Source organism: Acinetobacter sp. SwsAc6 (assembly GCF_013391565.1).
Lineage (GTDB): Bacteria > Pseudomonadota > Gammaproteobacteria > Pseudomonadales > Moraxellaceae > Acinetobacter > Acinetobacter cumulans.
In genome coordinates this window covers 227,120-246,665 of record NZ_JACAXE010000001.1, presented here as the reverse complement: position 1 = coordinate 246,665, position 19,546 = coordinate 227,120, and the positions used below count along the sequence as shown (strand labels likewise).

General features: G+C 42.5%; 19 protein-coding genes. 8 read left to right on the top strand and 11 right to left on the bottom strand.

Going from position 1 to position 19,546, the window contains the following annotated elements; translation table 11 throughout:
- Positions 1–148 precede the first annotated feature (148 nt).
- From hmpA to HYG93_RS01125, 4 genes are all read left to right on the top strand, one after another.
- The gene (gene hmpA, locus HYG93_RS01140) at positions 149–1,357 is read left to right on the top strand and encodes an NO-inducible flavohemoprotein (protein WP_106984027.1); all 1,209 of its coding nucleotides are present in this window, start codon (positions 149–151) and stop codon (positions 1,355–1,357) included.
- Between the two features lie 87 nt (positions 1,358–1,444).
- Complete coding sequence (locus HYG93_RS01135) at positions 1,445–1,888, top strand: Rrf2 family transcriptional regulator (protein ID WP_106984026.1); 444 nt, start codon at positions 1,445–1,447, stop codon at positions 1,886–1,888.
- A gap of 112 nt (positions 1,889–2,000) precedes the next feature.
- Entirely contained in the window at positions 2,001–2,870 is an 870-nt protein-coding gene (gene yihA, locus HYG93_RS01130; RefSeq protein ID WP_106984025.1) for a ribosome biogenesis GTP-binding protein YihA/YsxC, read from the top strand.
- 150 nt (positions 2,871–3,020) lie between these two features.
- A complete protein-coding gene (locus HYG93_RS01125; protein ID WP_120364471.1) occupies positions 3,021–3,968 on the top strand; it encodes a metal-dependent hydrolase in 948 nt (315 codons plus the stop codon).
- Between the two features lie 140 nt (positions 3,969–4,108).
- Here HYG93_RS01125 and HYG93_RS01120 read toward each other — a convergent pair whose 3' ends face one another.
- A complete protein-coding gene (locus tag HYG93_RS01120; protein ID WP_106984023.1) occupies positions 4,109–5,353 on the bottom strand; it encodes a dicarboxylate/amino acid:cation symporter in 1,245 nt (414 codons plus the stop codon).
- A 256-nt stretch (positions 5,354–5,609) separates the two neighbouring features.
- The gene (locus HYG93_RS01115; RefSeq protein WP_117007433.1) at positions 5,610–6,482 is read right to left on the bottom strand and encodes an acyl-CoA thioesterase II; all 873 of its coding nucleotides are present in this window, start codon (positions 6,480–6,482) and stop codon (positions 5,610–5,612) included.
- Between the two features lie 280 nt (positions 6,483–6,762).
- Between HYG93_RS01115 and plsB the strand changes: the two genes are divergently transcribed.
- Complete coding sequence (gene plsB / locus HYG93_RS01110; protein ID WP_120364472.1) at positions 6,763–9,330, top strand: glycerol-3-phosphate 1-O-acyltransferase PlsB; 2,568 nt, start codon at positions 6,763–6,765, stop codon at positions 9,328–9,330.
- A gap of 151 nt (positions 9,331–9,481) precedes the next feature.
- Here the strand turns inward: plsB and HYG93_RS01105 are convergent, their stop codons facing one another.
- Both HYG93_RS01105 and HYG93_RS01100 read right to left on the bottom strand, forming a co-directional pair.
- Complete coding sequence (locus tag HYG93_RS01105; protein WP_117007432.1) at positions 9,482–10,213, bottom strand: hypothetical protein; 732 nt, start codon at positions 10,211–10,213, stop codon at positions 9,482–9,484.
- 141 nt (positions 10,214–10,354) lie between these two features.
- Positions 10,355–11,128, bottom strand: coding sequence for an NAD(P)H-binding protein (locus HYG93_RS01100; protein ID WP_178961678.1), 774 nt, complete (start codon positions 11,126–11,128; stop codon positions 10,355–10,357).
- A gap of 50 nt (positions 11,129–11,178) precedes the next feature.
- Between HYG93_RS01100 and recG the strand changes: the two genes are divergently transcribed.
- A complete protein-coding gene (recG, locus tag HYG93_RS01095) occupies positions 11,179–13,224 on the top strand; it encodes an ATP-dependent DNA helicase RecG (protein WP_117007430.1) in 2,046 nt (681 codons plus the stop codon).
- Positions 13,211–13,864, top strand: a complete 654-nt coding sequence (locus tag HYG93_RS01090) for a ComF family protein (RefSeq protein WP_372658385.1) — start codon at positions 13,211–13,213, stop codon at positions 13,862–13,864. The genes recG and HYG93_RS01090 overlap by 14 nt, the downstream gene beginning before the upstream one ends.
- 33 nt (positions 13,865–13,897) lie before the next feature.
- On the opposite strand, the gene HYG93_RS01085 is transcribed toward HYG93_RS01090, so the two are convergent.
- Together HYG93_RS01085 and HYG93_RS01080 are read right to left on the bottom strand one after the other, a co-directional pair.
- Complete coding sequence (locus HYG93_RS01085) at positions 13,898–14,293, bottom strand: NUDIX domain-containing protein (RefSeq protein WP_106984017.1); 396 nt, start codon at positions 14,291–14,293, stop codon at positions 13,898–13,900.
- A gap of 1 nt (position 14,294) precedes the next feature.
- Entirely contained in the window at positions 14,295–14,891 is a 597-nt protein-coding gene (locus HYG93_RS01080; protein WP_121594298.1) for a TIGR00730 family Rossman fold protein, read from the bottom strand.
- 154 nt (positions 14,892–15,045) lie between these two features.
- On the opposite strand from HYG93_RS01080, the gene HYG93_RS01075 reads away from it, so the two are divergent.
- Positions 15,046–16,059 carry a CorA family divalent cation transporter gene (locus tag HYG93_RS01075; RefSeq protein ID WP_106984015.1) on the top strand — a complete coding sequence of 338 codons (1,014 nt, stop codon included), beginning with the start codon at positions 15,046–15,048 and terminating at the stop codon, positions 16,057–16,059.
- A 133-nt stretch (positions 16,060–16,192) separates the two neighbouring features.
- Here HYG93_RS01075 and HYG93_RS01070 read toward each other — a convergent pair whose 3' ends face one another.
- The 5 genes from HYG93_RS01070 to HYG93_RS01050 are packed head-to-tail and all read right to left on the bottom strand — an operon-like array spanning position 16,193 to position 19,403.
- Positions 16,193–16,480 (bottom strand): lipid asymmetry maintenance protein MlaB, encoded by a 288-nt coding sequence (locus HYG93_RS01070; protein WP_106984014.1) that lies wholly within the window; start codon positions 16,478–16,480, stop codon positions 16,193–16,195.
- Between the two features lie 11 nt (positions 16,481–16,491).
- Entirely contained in the window at positions 16,492–17,127 is a 636-nt protein-coding gene (locus tag HYG93_RS01065) for a phospholipid-binding protein MlaC (protein ID WP_106984013.1), read from the bottom strand.
- Positions 17,128–17,146: 19 nt separating this feature from the next.
- Positions 17,147–17,809 carry an outer membrane lipid asymmetry maintenance protein MlaD gene (locus HYG93_RS01060; RefSeq protein WP_178961677.1) on the bottom strand — a complete coding sequence of 221 codons (663 nt, stop codon included), beginning with the start codon at positions 17,807–17,809 and terminating at the stop codon, positions 17,147–17,149.
- The gene (gene mlaE, locus HYG93_RS01055; protein ID WP_106984011.1) at positions 17,809–18,588 is read right to left on the bottom strand and encodes a lipid asymmetry maintenance ABC transporter permease subunit MlaE; all 780 of its coding nucleotides are present in this window, start codon (positions 18,586–18,588) and stop codon (positions 17,809–17,811) included. Before mlaE ends, HYG93_RS01060 begins: the two co-directional genes overlap by 1 nt.
- Positions 18,585–19,403: an ABC transporter ATP-binding protein gene (locus tag HYG93_RS01050; protein ID WP_120364474.1), complete on the bottom strand. Its 819-nt coding sequence runs from the start codon at positions 19,401–19,403 to the stop codon at positions 18,585–18,587. Before HYG93_RS01050 ends, mlaE begins: the two co-directional genes overlap by 4 nt.
- Positions 19,404–19,546 lie beyond the last annotated feature (143 nt).

Below are 19,546 nucleotides of genomic sequence, written 5' to 3'. Positions count from 1 at the left end.
TAAAAGCCCAATCAAAAAGTACAAAATTATGGAATATTTTTATATTCCATAATTTTTTTATGGTTTTTGCTAAAACATGTATTGCGAATATATTTTTAAACATGTATTTTAAATACATCTTATAAATAACAGCCATGAGAGATCAGCTATGACTCCGCAGCAAATTGACCTAGTAAAAGCGACTGTTCCTGTTCTACGTGAAAATGGTGTCGCGCTGACGGGTTACTTCTATAACCGCATGTTGGGCAATAATCCTGACCTTAAAGAAACCTTTAACATGGGGCATCAGCGCAGCGGTGCTCAGGCACAAGCCTTGGCAGGCGCTGTATTGGCCTATGCTGAAAATATTGAAGATCCGTCTGTACTTTTACCGGTTGTAGAATTAATTGCGCACAAACATGTGAGTCTTAACATTCAAGCGCCGGACTATAATATTGTCGGTGAAAACTTGCTGCACTCGATCAGTGAAGTCTTAAGCATTTCAATGGAAGATCCATTAATTGCAGCTTGGGCGGCAGCATACGGACAATTAGCAGATTTGTTTATCAGCACTGAAAAAGCGATTTATGAGCAGCATCAGCAAACCAAAGGCAGCTGGTTAGGCTGGCGCAATTTCAAAATTGCGAAAAAAGTGGTTGAAAGCGATGAAATCACCTCATTCTACCTTGAGCCTTCCGATGGCGGCGATTTACCAAAATATGAAGCAGGCCAGTACATCTCAGTACGTGTATTGGTTGATGAACTGGGTTTAAAACAGCCGCGTCAATATACGCTGTCTACCAGTCCGCAAACCAACTATTTACGCATCTCCGTGAAACGTGAAGACCAAAAAGGTGATTTGGTTGCAGGCTGGGTATCCAATACGCTGCATGGCTTAGAGACCGGTTCAGAAATTGAAGTATCTGCGCCAACAGGCAACTTCTATCTCATTGATCCAAATAAACGCAATGTCTTCATCAGCGGCGGCGTTGGCTTAACTCCGATGATTGCAATGCTGAATCAGCTGGTCACTTTAGACATGCCGCAGCCTGTGACCTTTATCCATGCATGCCGCAGCAAACAAGTGCATGCTATGCATAAACACATTCAGGATTTGAAAGCAAAATATCCGCGCCTTAGCACTTTTACTGCGTATGAGTTCCCTCATGCCAGTGACAAATTAGGTGAAGATTATGACATTGCTGGCCGTCTAGACTTAGGCAGCATGGATACTGCAATCTTGCCAGTCAATGCAGATTACTACCTCTGCGGTCCAATGCCATTTATGGCTGAACAGCAGAAAGCTTTAATTGCCCGCGGCATTCCTGCGGCCAATATCCACAGTGAAGCTTTCGGCACAGGCGGTGTAAAACACTAACTCTCCCGTCCGCTTGAAATAAAATAGGGTTAGTTTAGTTATGCTAGACTAACCCTTATTTATTTCTCCTACACTTACAGTATTATCATGCAGCTGAATAAATTCACCGATTATGCCTTACGTGTTCTGATGTATATCGCTCAGCCCAAAGCGCTGCCGTATACAATTGCGGAAATTGCCGAAGATCTGCGCGTATCGCAAAATCATTTAGTGAAAATTGTGCATTTTATGGGAAAACAGGACTGGCTGATTACCGCCCGCGGCAAAGGCGGCGGCATTCGCCTTAACCCTCAGGCACTCACGCTTCGTCTTGGTGAAATTGTCCGGATTTTACAGCGTGAAAATCCGATTGTGGAATGCAATACGCCTCCCTGCGTGTTACGCAGCAATTGCGGTTTAAAAGGCATTTTAGATCAGGCGATGGAGCAGTTTTATCACAGCCTCGACCAATACAGCTTAGGAGATGTCCTCAGCACCCCGCCCTCATCAAAATACACTACGCAGTCTCCCATTCAAATGATCAATCTATGATGTGGCCGCGCCCATTTTCCATTCGATCAGCGCATCTTTCAGATCAAAGTTCGCTTGCCCGAACGAGTTCCTTTATAATGGCTGCTTGTAAATCAGTCATTGAAGTCGAGTTATGCATCAGCACAGAGGAAAATCTAGAAACAGTAAGGTAGCTCATGCGCCTAAGCAAAAGATCAGCTACGAAAAAAAAGTCGATCCAGCTATTACTGAATACTCTGTACGCGCATTAAACTGGCTGCGTAAAGCTGAATTCTTAATGAGCGCGCCAAAGCTGAATTTATGCGTTGAAGATACAGGCTATGAAATCGCTTTTGCTGGCCGCTCAAATGCAGGAAAATCTAGCGCAATTAATGCTTTAACCAATCAAAAGCAATTGGCCCGCGCATCAAAACGCCCTGGCCGCACCCAAATGATCAACTTTTTCAGCTTGGGCAATCCAGACCAGCGTTTGGTCGATTTGCCGGGTTATGGCTATGCGGCCGTACCTGAAGCGATGAAAATTGTTTGGCAAAAAGAACTCGAAAATTACCTGATTCACCGTGAAAGCCTGCAAGGCCTTGTCCTGTTAATGGACATCCGCCACCCACTGCAGCACTTTGATGTGATGATGCTGGAATGGGCATATTCACGTAAATTATTCGTGCATGTACTTTTAACTAAATCAGATAAACTCAACCGCGGCCCTGCTTCTAAAGCGCTGCAGGAAGTTAAAGCGCAGCTGAAAAAAATGAAGCTGCAGTTCTCGATTCAAACCTTCTCATCGTTAAACAAACAGGGCTTAGAAGAACTTGCCAGCGTGATGGGTGGCCGTTTGAACTTTACCCTTGAACAGGCTGCAGAATTTGATTTGGCCAGCATTCCAGATGCCGAAGCAGATGATTTTGATGATGCTGACTTCGATTCAGAGTTTGAAGAGACTGAATTTGATGATGCTTTAGACGCTGAACTGCCTGCCGAGCAAGCGCCAAAAGATCCGTCTTAACGGTAAAATGCGTCAGATTGTCTGACCATAATCATCATTTTTTGACAACCAAATGTCCTGTATTGCTAATTACAATACAGGATATTTTTTTCATACTGACCCTATATATAAATGTGAACAGCTTCACAAAATTAAAATAAGGACCGTCAGATGAAATTGCTCTCCCGCCTGAAAAACTCAAGAATAGGCTCTTCCATCAGCTACAGCATTAAACCGCGTAAAGTCAAATTTGAGTGGCAGGATACGCCGGTTGACTGGATTCCCAACCAGCCTTTTGTCAGCTACTTTATTAATGAAATTAATATGATTTTGCCAGCAGGCGAATTTTGGTTCTGCCGCCTGTACAACAAAGTACTGCCTAAAATTACCGATGAAAAACTTGCGGAAGACGTCAAAGCCTTTATCCGCCAAGAAGCCATGCATGCGCAAGCACATAATTCTGCGAATAAAGAATACCTAACGGTGCGCAATATTGATGTGAGCCGTAACTTAAAAATTATGGATTTCTTATTTGGCAAGGTATTGGCTGATCAACCCATGGGCTTAGAAGTACCTAAAGTACTCGAACATCAATGGGATCTGTTCCGTTTAGGAATTATTGCAACGGTTGAACACATGACCTGTGTGTTAGGAAAATACGTGCTGTATAACTCTGAATGGCAACGCTTGGGCGCAGCCCCCAATATGCTGGACTTGGTCAAATGGCATGGCGCAGAAGAAATTGAACATCGCACGGTGGCTTTTGATCTTTATCGTCATTTAGGTGGTGGCTATATTTCTCGCTACTATCAAAGTTTAATTGTGATTGTGGCTGTTATTGGGCTTTGGACTGATGGTGCTGCCCATATTTTAGGACAAGATCCACGTTATGCATCAATTAAGCCTGCGGTATATAAACCTTGGATTTGGCGTGAATGGTCACGCATCGCACAAAAAGACAACCGTCTAATGCCACATCCGCTATGGTTGGTTTCTCAGCAATTGGGTTATTTAATGCCTTGGTATGATCCAGTCCATGAAGCAAAAACAGAAGATGCGATTGCTTACTTAGATCAGTCTCCTGCGGCTAAACGCGCACTACCTAAAGTTGCCGCTTAAGCGATTATCCAAAGCTAATTAGTACTATTTGGGCTGAAATAAAATTAAAAAAGCAGGCTTTGTAGCCTGCTTTTTATTGTGCTCATTTCGTGGTTAAAATGCTTTACAGCGTTACGGCGCAGAAAAAACTCAATATTGAATTAACTTTCTATTACTGTTTCAGCTTCTCGCGTATGACGATCAACCACCACACTAATCATCATATCGCCCTGTACATTCACCACCGTACGTACTGTATCTAATAAGCGGTCAATCGGCAGTAAAATCGCAATCGCTTCAGCAGGCAAACCAACAGACTGCAATACCATAATCATAGTCACCATGCCCGCACTTGGAATGCCCGGCGCACCCAAAGAGGCAATCATGGCGGTGGCACAGACAATCAATTGTTGCCCCAAACTCAAATCTAGTCCCATCAAATTTGCAATAAAAAGTGCAGCAGCAGCTTCATATAGCGCAGTACCATCCATATTCAATTGTGTGCCTAATGGAATTACAAAACCTGCAGTTTGTGGACGGACGCCTAAATTTTCCTGTGCACACTTCATAGACAGTGGCATGGTTGCAGAACTGGAACTGGTCGCAAACGCTGTGATGAGAGCAGCACGTGTTCCCTTAAAGAATGTGATTGGGCTCATCTTGCCAAAAATCCACAATAAAAATGGCAATACCACCGCACCATGAAAAATGGTCGTTCCTGTTACCACAGCAGCAAATTCAGCCAAACGGCTCAGCACCGAAATATCTTCTGTCGCAATTAACTTCGCCAAGAGCGCAAAAATACCCAAGGGTGCTAGTTTCATAACCCAGCTGATCATCAGCATCATAATGTCAAAAAATTGCGCACTCAGTTTACGTACGCTACGGAATTTATCGCCACCTTGCACCAATGCCACACCCAACAGTAAGGCAAACACGACGACTGCCAGCACATTGCCTTCAGCAAAGGCTTTGAAAGGGTTAATTAATGTATTTTGAATAAAATTGGTAAAAAAAGATAACGGTGTCAGCGTGTCTGGACTTTGATGTTGTGCCATGGCCTCTTGGAACATTTGAATGTCCACACCCTTCCCCACCTGAAATATATGCGCACAAGCCAAGCCCAATATAAGTGCCAGTGTAGTCGTGGTTACACAGCAAGCCAAAGTAATTTTCCAAACACGGCCTAACTGACCACCTGCCTGTAAATTAGAAACTCCCACAACGATTGAACTGAAAATGAGAGGGATCAATAGCATTTTTAGTAAGCCAATAAAAATACTGCTCATTAATCCCAAGCCATATAAACTCGAGTTAAAGAATCCACTGTCTGGAAACAGATTCATTAAAAAGCCAAAGGCAATGCCTAAAATGGCTGCAATAAAAATTTGGGTATTTAAGCTCATAGCTGAGTCATTTTTTTCAGTACATACTTCAAGGCACTATGCCATGCGTAAGCCTAAGATTCGATATTTTTTTGTGTAAAGGCCTGCAATTTTCCTGCTAAGCACATCCAATGAACGATGTTGGGCGACAGCAGATTTCTACTACATTCGAAAAAAAATATTTAAACTTTAAAGCCAGCTATACATTCTGTGAACAGCTTAAAATAAAAAAGCCGAATCGATCGATTCGGCTTTTTTAATGTACACAGCTCAAGGTTTATTGCGTTTCAATTTCACGCAAACGAATTAAACCTTCTTGTGTAGTACTACATACCAACTCGCCATTTTGCCACATACGACCAAAATTCAGACCGCGCGAGCTAGCGCTTATGGTTGCATCCATGTCGTATAGCATCCATTCATCCACACGAAATGGTTTATGGAAATACATAGCATGATCAATGCTGGCACACTGTAAACTTGGCGATAAATAGCTTAAACCATGCGAACGCAGCGCCGTTGTCATTAAAGTAAAGTCTGAATAAAATGCCGCAATCGCCTGATGGAGCGAGATCTCATCTACATGATCTGCAATTTTGTCATGTGTGCGAATGTAATGTGCATAAGATGGCGCAGCAGGTTGTGGCTGGAACGGATTTTGCGGATCGATTGGGCGAATTTCCACATGACGGTCGCGCATAAATGATGCGCGTACATTTTCAGGTACAAACTCAACCAACATATTTTTAAGTTCAGCTTCTGATTTTACATCTTCAACTGCAGGATACTCTGGCTCAGCCACTTGATAATTCAAGCCTTCTTCTTGTTCTGCAAATGACACCATGCACATAAAAATGGTCTTGCCATGTTGAATAGCACGTACCTGACGGCTTACAAAACTACGGCCATCACGAATACGGTCAACTTCATAAATAATTGGCGCATTTACATCACCACCAAACAAGAAATATGCATGCAGTGAATGTGCAGGACGGTCGGTTGTATATGATGCTGCACGAAGTGCTTGGCCTAAGACTTGACCGCCAAACACACGCTTGCCCACCAAATTACGGCTTTGACCGCGAAAGATGTTTTCTTCTAGCTTTTCTAAGCTAAGCAGTTCAACTAACTCTTGAGTTAAAGCATTCATATACGACCTATTTACATGGGATCACCTGAAATCAGGCAAAATTTAAATTCACAGTTCAGCACTATATTGCCATAAAAACCCAGTAAAACCCTAAAGATTGCCTGACTGGACTGTCACATTCTTCTTCGAAATTATCTGCTAAAAATACGTTTTTTAACGATAAAATCTTACAATATGCCTATAAAATGTTAGAAAATGACATACTGTTTTTCGCTAAAATTATGCAAAAATTGTATCCCCCGAAATTTAATCGGGCTGGTTCATTCAAGTAGGAGTCTTTATGTCCAAGCCTGGCTTTGGTCAAATGTATCGTAAGCTTTCAAGTAAGCTTCTTGACCTCGTGGTAACACCACACGTTCTTGGCGAAGTGCCTACTGAACCCGCGATCGCAGAAACATCAGATACCCCGCAATCTAAAAAGATTGTCTGCTACGTATTACAAACACACTCACGTAGTAATGCCTTGGTGGTCGATGGTGAAACCCGTCGTTTAAAATTACATGCCGCGCTCGACCCGCTCAATGTAGGGACACATACTGAAAAAGCCTCAGTATTATTTTTGCAACATCGCGATGAAAATAATTTACTTAACCCACCGCCACATGCTTTTCCACCGCGCCTTTTGCGCTTAGTCGAAGCCTTAGAAAAACAACCTGATTTAGATATTGAATTTGTTCCTGTCACTTTGCTTTGGGGACGTGATCCAGAAAAAGAAGATTCTTGGTTAAAGCTTTTATTTACAGACACATGGTCTACACCAAGCCGTGTTAAGCAACTCATGAATATTGGCTTGCATGGACGTCAAACTTATATCGAATTCCATGAGCCACAATCACTACGTGCACTCATCGATTATGCGAAAACTACGCATCCAAACCTGTCACCAGCCACTTATATCTTAAGCACACTAAATGACTATCTTGATGGTCAACGTGAAGTCGTTTTAGGCCCAGATTTATCTGACCGTCGCAATGTCATGCACGGTCTAATCAAAGCCCCTGATGTGCAAGATGCGATTCGCCGTGAAAGTATTCGTGGCAAAATTAGTATGGTCGAAGCTGAGCGTCGTGCGATTGGTTATTTAAATGAAATCGTGTCCGATTATTCTCACTCAACGGTGCGTTTTGCAGATATTGCATTAACACGTTTGTGGACACAGTTGTATGACGGTGTAGAAGTACATAACTTCAGTACCGTACGTGAATTGGCTAAGGACTATGAAATTGTCTATACACCATGTCACCGCAGTCATATTGACTACCTATTACTGTCTTATGTGATTTACAAACGCGGGATGATGGTGCCGTACATCGCTGCCGGTGATAACTTAAATATGCCATTTGTCGGCCAAATTCTACGTGGCGGTGGCGCATTCTTTATCCGTCGTAGCTTCCGTGGCAATGGCTTATACACCACTGTGTTTAAAGAATATTTATACAGCATTTTGTCGCGTAATACGCCTCTCGAATACTTTATTGAAGGTGGTCGTTCGCGTACTGGCCGTCTGTTACCGCCAAAAACGGGTATGTTGGCAATGACGGTACACAGCCATCTGCGTAACCCTGCAAAACCGATTGTGTTCCTGCCAACTTATATTGGCTATGAACGCTTAATGGAAGGCGCAACCTACGTTGGCGAAATGAACGGTAAGCCAAAAGAAGGCGAATCAATCCTCGGTATTGTTAAAACTTTACGTAAAATTGAACGTATTTTCGGCAAGGTGCATGTGAACTTTGGCGAGCCTGTTTTCCTCAATGATGTTCTAAAACAGCATGGCGTAGACAATGTCAAAATTGAAAAAAATGACGATGCGATGCCACCAGAAGTTTCAGAAGCTGTGACAAGCTCAGCACATGCGATTTTGGAAAACATCAACCGTGCTGCAGTAATCAATCCTGTGTCTTTGCTGTCTCTGATTTTACTAGCTACTGTAAAACATACGCTGGACGAAGAAATTTGTATTAATCAGCTTGATACCTACCGCAACCTGCTCACTGCCCTGCCGTATGATTCGCGTATGCAAGTGACACCGTTGTCAGGTAAAGAAATTATTGCTTACGGCTTAAAGCTTAAACTGATCAAACGCGTGAAGCATGTCTTGGGTGACATTATTGCCATTGAAGATGGTCAAGCCGTGTTACTGACCTATTTCCGCAATAACATTTTACATGCATTCATTTTGCCTTCACTGATTGCGGCAATGGTTGAACATAACGGCACCATCCGCCGTGGCGACTTAATCAATGTGATCCGTACTTTATATCCATTCTTAAAAGCTGAACTGTTTTTAAAATGGAAAGATGAAGAGCTGAAAGATCAGATTTGTGCTTATGCTGAAGCATTGATTCAAGCCAAGCTCATTTCTGAAGACGCCGAAGGCAACTTAGTTTCACCTGCGCCAAACAGTGAACATCACAATCAATTGGTGGTGTTGGCTGCACCTGTGATGCAGAGCCTTGAACGTTATTACATGACCTTGGCTTTAATCACCCAGCGTGGTTCAGGCAATATTTCTACGCGTCAGGTTGAAGAACTGAGCCATTTGGTTGGTCAGCGTCTATCTGTGCTGTATGAGTTCAACTCACCAGAATTCTTTGATAAAGCCTTATTCCAAAGCTTTATTAAGGTACTGACACAGCAAGGCTACATCAGTACCAATGAAGACAATGCGATTGTGTTTGATGAAAACTTCCAAAATGTTGCTCAGTACGCCAACCTTGTATTGGATGATGTGACCTTGCAAATGTTGCAACACATTACGACATTCAGCGATGATGAACTGAAAGAAGCACTGGATAAAGTCGCTGCGGAACAGGCGAAGAAACGCTTGAAGCGCAAGAAGAAGTAAATCCTTATAGCTCCTTCTCCCTTTGGGAGAAGGTTGGGATGAGGGGTGAGTTTTAAGACTTGCCCCTTTTTATTTACTTCGAAGAAAATGGATATTTCTGTTTTGGGCTTACATATGCATTTAGTATAAGAGGTCTTATGTTAAATGAATGTTACTTCCAAAATAAAATTTTCTCAAAAAAGCTTTTTTTCTGTTTATTTACAATTAACTGATTCTCAGTAATATCACCATAACCTAGAGTAATTTTGTTCTCTAAGTCATAAAAATCATTAATCAAATCAAAACCTAGATATTTATTTGATAAGTCACTTAGCAACTGTCTAGCTAAATGGTTGGTGGAATTATTTATAGAGCCAACATAATAAAATTTGTAATAATTCTCCCACTCTTCAATGTCATCCAAGGAAAAGTTTGGATCAGTTATAATTTCTTCCTTCCATTCATCATCTTCTTGATATTCATGTTCATAAGCTATTGATGCATTAAGCCATTCTTTTTCAAAGTCTTGAGGTTCACCATCCTGATAAAAAGCCTGATCTTCAGACTCAGAAACTCGCCTAACCTCTATATTATTTTTAAATATCAAATAACTGGCTACATTAAAACTATCTACACATTCAAAAAATATTACCCAATCATTCAATGAAGATTTTTTAAGCCTTTCACTCCATAAACCCTTATCTTGATAAGCAGAGAAGAAAAAGCTGTAATTATGAATAATGACCACGTTATCTTTAATTAACTCTAATTCAATAGTTTCATTTGCTTTCAAATTAGGGGCTAAAATTTCAAAGCATTTTTCAGTCCAATTGTTAACTAAGTCAACTAATTCGTCTAGATCACCTTTGAATGGAAACACCATCCCACCAGATCTATAACCCATAATTATTAATTTATTTTGATTAAAAATTTATCTTATCAAAAATTATGATTTACTAAAAACCCACTTAACACACGTTACACAAACTATTAATTTCACATAAATATCAAAACATTAAGATAAAAAACCTAATATTAAGCATACTTAAGAATCCTCATACTCCAACTGAAAGCCCGCTGATTTCATCCTGTCCGCATAAATCTGCTTCCCTGTTACCCTATCACTTTCCAAAACCAACTCAGGCAGATTCAACTCACGTTGAATATTTAAAATTTTCTCATGCAAAGGTTGTGGCATATTATTGGTACAAATATATGATTTTTCAGCATGTTCCACGTGAAGCATAAATACCAAGAAACGCGCTAAATCATCAATGTGAATCCGGTTGGACCAGTGAATATTTGGATAGCTTTTTGTTGTCTCTGCCAGCTTCTGCATTCGTGCAGATGCACCGCTATAAATCCCACTCGGGCGGATAATCACGCACTGCACAGGAAAAGCAGTTTGATATAGTTGCTCCATCTCCAGCAGCAGCCTGCCCTGCGCATCTATAGGGTTTGGCAAGGTTTCATCATCCACACGCTCACCGGCATTTTCGCCATAGACCCGAGTAGAAGACACGACAACGATGCGTTGAATCGGATGCCCTTTTAAAGCTTGAACAATGGACTGAACCGTATCGACATAGGTCTGCTGATAAGCTTCCACAGTAGACGCATTGGGCGATAGCAATACATACACTGCATCTATAGGCGCGATACCGCTTAAATTCAAATGATGTACATCCTGAATCAGATGATTGGCATATTCATCCGTTTTCGGGCTTTGGCTGATTGTGGTAATTTGGTGGCCCTGCTCAAATAACAGTTTTGTAGCGCGCTGAGATGTTTTACCATAACCTATAAATAAAATATGCATTTAGCACCTAATCACAGACTTAACATCTGTCCAAAACAGACTGAGGGGAAATGGCTGCCGTTCATCAACTGCAAGGCGTAGGAAACGCTGCTGCCGCATTGCTTGAAAAACTGAATATTTTCACCACCGACGACTTACTGTTTCATTTGCCGCGTGACTATGAAGACCGCAGCACTATTATACCCATGAATCAGCTGACCGTTGGACGCAGCTATTTGCTCGAAGGCATTGTCAAAGGTGTCGACTTTCCGCCGGGTAAACGCAAATCGATGGCTGTACAACTGGACGATGATACAGGCAAAGTCACCTTACGTTTTTACCATATTTATAAAGGCATTACTGACCGTGCCAAATTGGGCGCCCGCCTGCGCATTTTTGGTGAAGTACGTGTCGGTGCACGCGGACTGGAAATGTATCATCCTGAGCTGCAGCTAATCACTGAACACACGCCGCTGCCACAAACACAGCTCACTGCCATTTACCCAGCAACTGATGGACTCACCCAGCCTAAACTGCGTGAATTTGTGAAGCAAGCTTTAGAAAGCCACAGCGATGACCTACCTGAACTGCTGCCGCAAAAATTCACCAATGGCTATGCGCTGAAACAAGCACTGGACTATATTCACCATCCGCCTGTAAATGCCAATATGCTGCAGCTGACACAAGGCTCACACCCTGCGCAGCAGCGTTTGATTTTTGAAGAATTGGTCGCGCATCAAGTCAGCCTGCTGACCCGCCGTGCTTATGTTCAGCAAATTGAAGCACCCTCATTCAGTCCAAGTAAAACTTTTGCTAAAGCCCTGCTTGGCAGCCTTCCCTTTGAAATGACTGGCGCGCAAAAGCGGGTTTCAAAAGAAATCGCCAAAGATTTAAAACAAAACAAGCCCATGCTACGTTTAGTTCAAGGTGATGTTGGCGCGGGTAAAACACTGGTTGCAGGCGTGGCTGCCTGTCATGCCTTAGAAGAAGGCTGGCAAGTGGCACTGATGGCACCGACTGAAATTTTGGCAGAACAGCATTATTTAAATTTTAAAAAATGGTTTGAGCCTTTGGGCTTAACTGTTTCTTGGCTTTCAGGCAAGCAAAAAGGCAAAGCCCGCACTGCCGCCGAGCAAAGCATACAAGACGGCAGCGCCAACTTAGTGGTCGGAACCCATGCACTGTTTCAAGACAATGTCGCTTTTGCCAAATTGGGCTTAGTGATTATTGATGAACAGCACCGCTTTGGGGTCGATCAGCGTTTAGCGCTGCGCAATAAAGGCTTAAATGGCATGACACCGCATCAACTGGTGATGACGGCCACGCCTATTCCTCGCACACTGGCCATGTCGGCTTATGGTGATTTGGACACTTCGGTGATTGATGAACTGCCGCCCGGCCGTACACCAATTCAAACCGTGACTATACCGCTGGACCGCCGTGAAGAAGTGCTACAACGCATTGCCACCAACTGTGCCGAAGGCAAACAGGCCTATTGGGTCTGCACCTTGGTCGAACAATCGGAAACCTTGGATGCGCAAGCTGCGGAAGCCACTTTTGCCGAAATTAAAGAACGCTTCCCCGAGCTGAATATCGGACTGGTACACGGTAAAATGAAAGCCGATGAAAAGCAGGCTGTGATGCAGCAGTTTAAGGACAATGAACTACAATTGCTGATTGCCACCACGGTCATTGAAGTGGGTGTGGATGTACCGAATGCATCCATCATGGTGATTGAAAATGCAGAGCGTCTAGGCTTATCTCAGCTGCATCAGCTGCGTGGCCGTGTGGGGCGTGGCGCTAAAGCCAGCTTCTGCGCCCTGCTGTATAAAAACCCACTGTCGCAAAATGGGCAGGAACGCTTACGTATCATGCGTGAAACCAATGACGGTTTTATCATTGCTGAAAAAGATTTGGAAATACGTGGCCCAGGTGAACTGCTTGGCACCAAACAAACAGGCGATATGGGCTTCCGTGTAGCCAAATTAGAGCGCGATGATCATCTGCTGAATCAAGCGCATTATGCTGCGCAGCAAATATTAAAAGAACATCCTAAAAATGCAGAAGCCTTGCTGAAACGCTGGCTGCCTGAAGCACCACGCTATGCCTATGTATAACCCTAAATCTAATTCCATACTCCAGCAATTGACAGGGCTGTTTCGAAGCTTCCAGCCCTGTCAACTTTGCCATGCAGATACCCAACATTGGCATCAGGTCTGTGAGGATTGTTGGAAATCTTTACCTTGGCAAAGGCAAACCATAAAGCGCCAAGGCCTACAAATCATGACACCATGTCGTTACGACTATCCACTCGATCGCATTATTCAACAGTATAAATATCAACAACAACTACAATTTCAACCACTCCTTTCAGGCTTACTCTGCTCGCTCAAACAACCCAAAAAAGTACAGGCGATTGTTCCTATGCCCATATCAACGGAACGCCTAGAAGAACGTGGTTTTAATCAGTCCTTGCTGATTGCACAAGATCTGGCAAAACACTTGGATGTACCCATTTGGCAACCTGTCACACGTTTAAAACAACGCGCACAAAAAGGCTTAAGTCGTTTAGAACGTATGAGTGATATTCAACAACAATTTCAATTAACGCCACCAAATGCAGTGCGCTATCGCAATGTTCTGATTGTCGATGATGTGGTCACTACGGGCAGTTCTATTCAAGCCCTACACAATTGCCTAATCGAATTGGGGTGCCAGCAGGTACATGTCACCTGCTTAGCCGTTGCAGAAATTTAAGCATCTTACTTACTACGAGACTCATCTAACTGCTTAAGAAACCAATTGCTGCTTAATCCAAGGAATAATGATTTCTGTGGTCAATGGTGCCAGTGCTATGTCTTGATCATCTAAATCCACCCAACGCATTTCCGCAATTTCTGCATGTACCGTTGGAATCTGATCTAAGGTCACATGATATACATAGCTCACCAGTTGATGATCAGGTTCATTGGCTGTTGCAGTTTCAAAGCGCCCAAGATAATGCTGAATTTTAGCCTGACAGCCAATTTCTTCTGCAATTTCGCGCACAATGGTTTGTTCTGGATGCTCATTCGGTTCTAGCTTGCCACCCACCTGCATAAAGCAGGCAGTATTTTTCTTACGCACCACCAACATTTGCTGTTGTTCATTTAGCACAATGCCCGCAGCAACAGTAATCACTTTCATCTTAATGTTTCACCAAATCTTGTTGATCTGCCGCCATTCCCCATTTAGGTTGTGGCGCCGTATAGTGCATAAACTGCGTTAAAATATCTTCTATTTGATCGGATACCACCAAAGCATCTGCAAAACGGGTTTGCGTAAAACCTTTTTCCACTGTGAGCTGAATAAACTTAATTAAGTCCGTATAAAAATCATCAATATTTAAAAATGCGCAAGGTTTTAAGTGAATTCCCAATTGTGCCCAAGTCCACTGTTCAAAAATTTCTTCCAAGGTACCAGCACCACCAGGAATCGCAATAAAACCATCGGAGAGTTCCGACATTTTGGTCTTACGTTCATGCATATTTTGCACCACATGTAACTCTGTCAAATGTGGATGTGCGAGTTCACGGTCCACCAATTGCTTCGGAATCACGCCAATAACTTTACCGCCCGCCTGTAATACGCTGTCTGCAACGATGCCCATGAGACCTGAACGCCCTCCACCATATACCAAAGTGATCTGATGTTTTGCTAAGCATTGCCCGACTTGAATGGCGATTTGCTCATAAACAGGGTCCGTACCTAAAGCTGAACCACAAAAAATTGCTATAGAATTCATCATCTCTCACCCTGTTATTGAATTGTCATGCTTGGAATCTAAACTTCGTTCAGATTTTTTAATAAAATAATCATTCGAGCAGTGTATTTCTAAGCATCCTTGTCTAAAATACACGCATTCATTTTTACATACTGCGCAAGGGAGAAAAGACGGCATGCTGGAAGCCTTTTACGCCACAGAGCGCGGTAGTTTAGAAGATACCACTGTCAATGGTGACTTCGATCTACATCAAGATTTGGTCTGGCTTGACCTCATTGCTCCATCTCAAGAAGAACAGCAATGGATCATGGATGCCTATGATCAAAATATGCCTACGCTTAAATCGCTAGAAGACATTTCCTCATCTGCACGATTCTACCGTGATGATGATGGCATTTTGCATATCAGTACGTATTTTTTAACGAAAAATAAAAACTTTCAGGTCGATGGCGAAACCGAAGAAAACTCCAGTATTTTAGCAACCGTGCAGACCGTTGCTTTCATTCTTCATAAAGAGCGCCTATTTACACTGCGCGGTGAAAAACTGGTGGCCTTCCGTGCTTTTCGTGCACGGGCGCGTCGTAATGACTATGAAATTGATTATAAAGATCCAACTTGGATTTTATTGGGCTTGCTGGAAGCCAAACTCGATGAGCTTGCGGATATCTTAGAAGATATCCACAAGGACTTGGAAAAATACTCCACAGAAGTGCTAAACAATCGTCACCGTGAAATGATTTTAGATTTAGATGACATGATCACGCGCTTGGCACAATTAGAAGACATGCTTGGTAAAGCACAGCTGTGTCTTATTGACTTACGTCGTGTCCTCACCTTCTTATCTCGTCCACGTGCGCTTGGTAGCCATATTTACGACGCAGATATTCGAGAACTGAGTGAAGATGTACGCTCATTGGTAGAACATGATGCCTTCTTATTCCAAAAAGTACGCTTCTTGCTCGACACAACTTCTGGCTTCATTAATACCGAACAGAACGATACCATTCGTCGATTCTCGATTTTACCAAGTATGCTTGCGCCTCCTATGCTGGTGGCCAGCATTTACGGCATGAATACTGATGTACTCCCTTTCGCACATGGAACAACCAGCTTTATCGTGGTCAGCTTAATTTTAATTGCCTTCTTGATTGGCCCACTCATTTACTTCCGCTGGAAAAAATGGATTTGAGCACGCCTTGGCGCATTGCTTCAACCTGAAATACACAGCATGCTACAGATGAAATCACGATTTATCTGTAGCCCACAAAAAAGCGCCCTTAGGCGCTTTTTTTATGAAGATCACTTTTAAATCACGATAGAATTTAAATAAGTTTCAAATCATGCTCTAAATGACAAGCTTGAATAATCTTCATCATTTTTTCAGGAACAGCTTTAAAGACTAGACCTTCTGCATTTGGTGTTTGTCTTAGCCAGCGAACCAATACCGCCAATGCTAAAGTACTACCATGCTCCAAAGCAGATAAATTCACTGTCATTGGATATTGTTGCTGTGTCTGAATAACTTTCAGCCCTTGAGCGTAATACTGTTCAGCATTACGATAATCAATTTTCCCAGTTACATGCAACTCTTGCGCAGTGAATTCAATCATCTTAAACCTGCTTATTTTTTCTTTTCAACAGCAGCTTCAGCATCAGGCTTGAAGTTCGCAATTGATTTATCCAAGTTACCGCCATTACGTTTTACAGTTGCCGCAAACTGATTACGGAATTGCAAGCCTAGGTCGATACCTGAAACGTTGATATTACGAATTTTCCATTGGCTACCTTTGTCAGCCAATTGGAACGATACTGGAATTTTTTCGCCATTGTTAATGAAGTCGATGGTCACAACAGGATTGGTTGGATTTGTCGACTTAAATGGACGCATGGTGTAGCTTTGGTTGCTGTATTTTGCAAAAGCAGAACCATAGTTTTCAATGAGCGTTTCACGGAAATTCTTTTCGAACTGAGCACGCTGTGCAGCAGTACTGTTCTGATTCGTTGCATAAGTACCCATCACAATACGTGTAAATGCTTGTGAATCAATATATGGGTCAAGATTTTGACGCACAATTGCTTTTACTGCTGCAGGGTTGTTTTGCAGTTTAGATTGGTCCGCTTTCAAACGAGTGATCAACCCATCAGCCACTTTCTTAATAAATGCAGGTGGCGTTTCAGATGGTGCTGCAAAAGCGGTACCTGCAAGCATGGTCGAAAGTATGCTAGCTGTTAAGGTTTGTTTCACCAAAGTATTCACGTGTTTTCTCCTCAAAAAACTATTCTGTAAATGACGGTTCTGCATCTGCCGTAGTATCTGTCTCTTCAGCTTTAGCATCAGATGACTTACCAGCACCACCGGTTACAAATTTGGTAATTAAGTCTTCAATTTCCATCGTGCCCTGTGTGTTCACAATTTGAGAATCACGCTGCAAATAGTTCAAACCACCACCCGGTACAATTTTCAAATATTTCTCACCCAACAGACCGTTGGTTGCAACCATAATATAAGCATCTTCATCAATATTCGTGATGGACTTCATGTTAGCAATAAGTTGCTTTTCCATTTCTTTTTGTTGTGCTGGATCGGCCGCCTCATAATCCGAACTATAACGTAGCTCTTCTAAGGCATCTTTTTGTACTTGCTTTAATTGTTCTGGATTAAACGTCGTTAAGCTACCATCCATCGTAAGATGTACTGTCGCTAAACGCGTCATTGGATCGAGTGTAATTGAATCTACTTGTCCAATTTTAACACCACTCATTGCAACTTTTGCACGGGGTTTAATGCCATTCACATTTTCAAAAACAGCAGTCATTTCATAGCTGTCTTTTAAATTATTGCCCACCAAACCACTCACACGCATGGCCAAGAAAAATAAAGCAATACCAAATAAAATAACAAAAATGCCGACGGCCAGCTCACTCGTACGTGATTTCATTAAATACCTCCGAACATGACCGCAGTCAACACGAAATCAAAACCTAAAACACACAGCGACGAATACACCACTGTACGTGTTGTAGAAGTTGCAATACCTTCAGATGTTGGCTCACAAGCATAGCCTTGATACACCGCAATCCATGTACAAATTAGTGCGAACACAAAACTTTTAATAATTGTGCCGTTTAACACATCTTTAAAAAATTGCACGCTATTTTCGATACCACTCCAGTACGAACCTTCATCCGCACCCAAGAAGTCCACACCGACCAACTTACCGCCCATAATACCAACAGCGGCAAATATGACGGATAACATTGGAAGGCTAATAATGCCTGCCCACAAACGCGGTGAAATCACACGTTTCAAAGGGTCTACACCAATCATTTCCATACTTGATAGCTGTTCAGTGGCTTTCATTAAACCAATTTCAGCAGTTAATGCCGAGCCTGCACGGCCTGCAAACAATAAAGCCGCCACAACAGGTGCAAGTTCTCTTAACAATGTGAGTGCAACTGCAGTCCCCAGCATTGCTTCACTACCAAATGTAGACAAAATGCTATACATCTGTAGGCCCAAGACTGAACCAATAAATAAGCCAGATACAGTAATAATCAGCAGGGATAACACCCCAACACGATACATCTGATAAATAAACAGCTTTACCCCAAGCCATGTAGGCAAAGAGCATAAAATTTGCAACAACATAATAAATGCTGTGCCAATGCCTTGGACACGTTCAATGACGCGTCTACCTAATGCGGCAATTGCATTCATGAACGAACCTCTTGCGACAAATATGGCTGATGGCTAAATTGATAATCGACAGGACCATCGACTGAACCTGTAAGGAATTGACGTACAAAAGGTGAAGCATGTGCTTTCAGCTCAGCGGGAGTCCCCTCACCCTGAACTTTGCCTTCTGCAACCACATAAATATAATCGGCAATCGATAAGGTTTCTGCCACATCATGCGACACAATAATAGTGGTAAGATCCAAAGCTTCACGCAAAGAGCGAATTAAACGGGTTAATACACCCATCACAATTGGGTCTTGGCCTGCAAAGGGCTCATCATACATAATCAGCTCTGGATCAAGCGCAATTGCACGTGCCAATGCCACACGACGATTCATCCCGCCAGAGAGCTCTGCAGGCATAAACTGTTCTGTACCACGTAAACCTACAGATTCAAGCTTCAGAGAAACCAACTCTGATACTAAATGTTCAGGTAACTTCGTATGTGCACGGATTGGAAAGGCCACGTTTTCATACACGGACATATCGGTAAATAATGCACCGCTTTGGAAAAGCATGCCCATACGCGCACGTGCAGCGAATAATTCCTGGCGTGACATTTGGCCAATATTTTTACCATCTAGGAGGACTTCACCTGCATCGGGCACCAACTGACCACCAATAAGACGCAATAAGGTGGTTTTACCCGTACCTGACGGCCCCATAATAGCGGTGATTTGACCACGACGAATGGTTAAGCTGACATTGTCATAAATGACACGCTCTCCTCGCTTAAAACTCAAGTTTTTCACTTCAATGAGTGATTGAGCCTGAAGAGGTGTTTGATTATTCATAGCTGAGCTTATTCCTGCATTTTTTCAGCACGCATACTATAAAGGATTCAAGAACATAATGTTACCTTTCCATGTAACACAAGATGACTAAATTATAGTGTGTTTTTATTTTTTATTTTTTCAAAACTGGCGAAAACAAGGCG

What these genes read in the sequence shown, in the direction of transcription:
- hmpA (WP_106984027.1), top strand. Translation starts at nt 149, where the DNA reads ATGACTCCGCAGCAAATTGACCTAGTAAAAGCGACTGTTCCTGTTCTA.
- HYG93_RS01135 (WP_106984026.1), top strand. Translation starts at nt 1,445, where the DNA reads ATGCAGCTGAATAAATTCACCGATTATGCCTTACGTGTTCTGATGTAT.
- yihA (WP_106984025.1), top strand. Translation starts at nt 2,001, where the DNA reads ATGCATCAGCACAGAGGAAAATCTAGAAACAGTAAGGTAGCTCATGCG.
- HYG93_RS01125 (WP_120364471.1), top strand. Translation starts at nt 3,021, where the DNA reads ATGAAATTGCTCTCCCGCCTGAAAAACTCAAGAATAGGCTCTTCCATC.
- HYG93_RS01120 (WP_106984023.1), bottom strand. Translation starts at nt 5,353, where the DNA reads ATGAGCTTAAATACCCAAATTTTTATTGCAGCCATTTTAGGCATTGCC.
- HYG93_RS01115 (WP_117007433.1), bottom strand. Translation starts at nt 6,482, where the DNA reads ATGAATGCTTTAACTCAAGAGTTAGTTGAACTGCTTAGCTTAGAAAAG.
- plsB (WP_120364472.1), top strand. Translation starts at nt 6,763, where the DNA reads ATGTCCAAGCCTGGCTTTGGTCAAATGTATCGTAAGCTTTCAAGTAAG.
- HYG93_RS01105 (WP_117007432.1), bottom strand. Translation starts at nt 10,213, where the DNA reads ATGGGTTATAGATCTGGTGGGATGGTGTTTCCATTCAAAGGTGATCTA.
- HYG93_RS01100 (WP_178961678.1), bottom strand. Translation starts at nt 11,128, where the DNA reads ATGCATATTTTATTTATAGGTTATGGTAAAACATCTCAGCGCGCTACA.
- recG (WP_117007430.1), top strand. Translation starts at nt 11,179, where the DNA reads ATGGCTGCCGTTCATCAACTGCAAGGCGTAGGAAACGCTGCTGCCGCA.
- HYG93_RS01090 (WP_372658385.1), top strand. Translation starts at nt 13,211, where the DNA reads ATGCCTATGTATAACCCTAAATCTAATTCCATACTCCAGCAATTGACA.
- HYG93_RS01085 (WP_106984017.1), bottom strand. Translation starts at nt 14,293, where the DNA reads ATGAAAGTGATTACTGTTGCTGCGGGCATTGTGCTAAATGAACAACAG.
- HYG93_RS01080 (WP_121594298.1), bottom strand. Translation starts at nt 14,891, where the DNA reads ATGAATTCTATAGCAATTTTTTGTGGTTCAGCTTTAGGTACGGACCCT.
- HYG93_RS01075 (WP_106984015.1), top strand. Translation starts at nt 15,046, where the DNA reads ATGCTGGAAGCCTTTTACGCCACAGAGCGCGGTAGTTTAGAAGATACC.
- HYG93_RS01070 (WP_106984014.1), bottom strand. Translation starts at nt 16,480, where the DNA reads ATGATTGAATTCACTGCGCAAGAGTTGCATGTAACTGGGAAAATTGAT.
- HYG93_RS01060 (WP_178961677.1), bottom strand. Translation starts at nt 17,809, where the DNA reads ATGAAATCACGTACGAGTGAGCTGGCCGTCGGCATTTTTGTTATTTTA.
- mlaE (WP_106984011.1), bottom strand. Translation starts at nt 18,588, where the DNA reads ATGAATGCAATTGCCGCATTAGGTAGACGCGTCATTGAACGTGTCCAA.
- HYG93_RS01050 (WP_120364474.1), bottom strand. Translation starts at nt 19,403, where the DNA reads ATGAATAATCAAACACCTCTTCAGGCTCAATCACTCATTGAAGTGAAA.